The organism is Pseudomonas sp. PARCl1 (assembly GCF_947311875.1).
In the GTDB taxonomy this organism is placed as follows: domain Bacteria; phylum Pseudomonadota; class Gammaproteobacteria; order Pseudomonadales; family Pseudomonadaceae; genus Aquipseudomonas; species Aquipseudomonas juntendi.
In genome coordinates this window covers 1-1,198 of the sequence record NZ_CAMZMX010000111.1, presented here as the reverse complement: position 1 = coordinate 1,198, position 1,198 = coordinate 1, and the positions used below count along the sequence as shown (strand labels likewise).

Genomic DNA, 1,198 nt, shown 5'->3' with positions numbered 1-1,198 from the left:
GCCCAGCGACGGGCGATGATGCGGATAGGTGAAGCTGTGCCCCTGCCGGTCCCTCTTTAGGTCCGGCCTTACGGGGCGCTTTTAGATCAGCTCAGGGCAATGCGAGTGACCAGCGGGAACGGCACTTGGACGGTCTGAAGGCCATCGGTAGTGAGCTTCACCTTGACCATGCCATTGGCGATGATGTCCACCACAGCCACGATCTCAAGGTCCCAGCCTTGGGCGTTTGGGTTGCGAGTCGCTTCAATCTTCCAGATGCTACCGTCTTGGCGCTCACGGTAGCTCAGCGAGGTGAAAAGCTTGGGCAACATGAAGACGCCGTGGTCAGTGCCTGTATACGGCTGTACGCCTGCGCCAATGAGGTCCTCGATAGAGTCCTGACCAGCACGTTGAGCAGCACGCTCAAGGACAGCCACCAGTGACACGGGCAGCAGGATCACGAAGTCGCTCAGCGAGGTCCCTACAGTCTGGTTAACGTGGGTCGTGAGGATGTCGATGAGGTCCTCAGCGATCTCGGCAGGCTTACCCGTTGGTTTGGCCTCAGAGACGCTCTCAGTGCTTGGGGCAGTCGCCAAGATGGCAGCGACCTTACCGGCTGCGCTGTGCTCAATGTCACGAAGCATCTTGTCAGCGGTTTGCTCCATAGACTGGACGGTGAAGCCTGCCATCAGGTTGTGGTCAAAGATCGTAGCTCGGTGGCTGATGACCAATGCCTTGTCGGTCGCCTCGGTGAAGATCACAGAACCGGCCAGGACCTCGCCCTTCTCGACGGTCTGGTTATCCCAGTTCTTACGAGGGTCGAAGGTGACAGAGCGGTCGGCCATGGTGATGATTTGTTGCCCAGTGGCCTCAGAGCCAGCCGGACGGAACTCGCAAGGGGTTGCCTCCATGGCAGCCTCTCGCCACTCATCGCCGTTCAAGTAGTCCTCAGCGGCTTCCACGAGGGCCTCTACATAGACGGACACATCGGTGGCCGCTTGGGTCTCAGGTCGAACATCGGCGGTGTTGAATCGAATCGACCCAGTGTGCTCATCGGTGATGGCGGTGGTGTAGGTCGATGGCTTGGCGTACTGGAATGGTTGTTTCATGGGAATGGTTCTCCTGAATAGATGAATGAAGTGTGTGTGTCGAGGGAAGTGCTGTTACCAGCCACCGCTATTGCTACGACGAGCAGCCAGAATTTTCTGACCATGCTCAC

Annotated in this window: 1 protein-coding gene; it reads right to left on the bottom strand. The window is 58.1% G+C overall.

Annotated elements, in window-relative coordinates; translation table 11 throughout:
- Nucleotides 1-86: 86 nt before the first annotated feature.
- Complete coding sequence (locus QME24_RS24725) at nucleotides 87-1,088, bottom strand: hypothetical protein (RefSeq protein ID WP_103438342.1); 1,002 nt, start codon at nucleotides 1,086-1,088, stop codon at nucleotides 87-89.
- Nucleotides 1,089-1,198 lie beyond the last annotated feature (110 nt).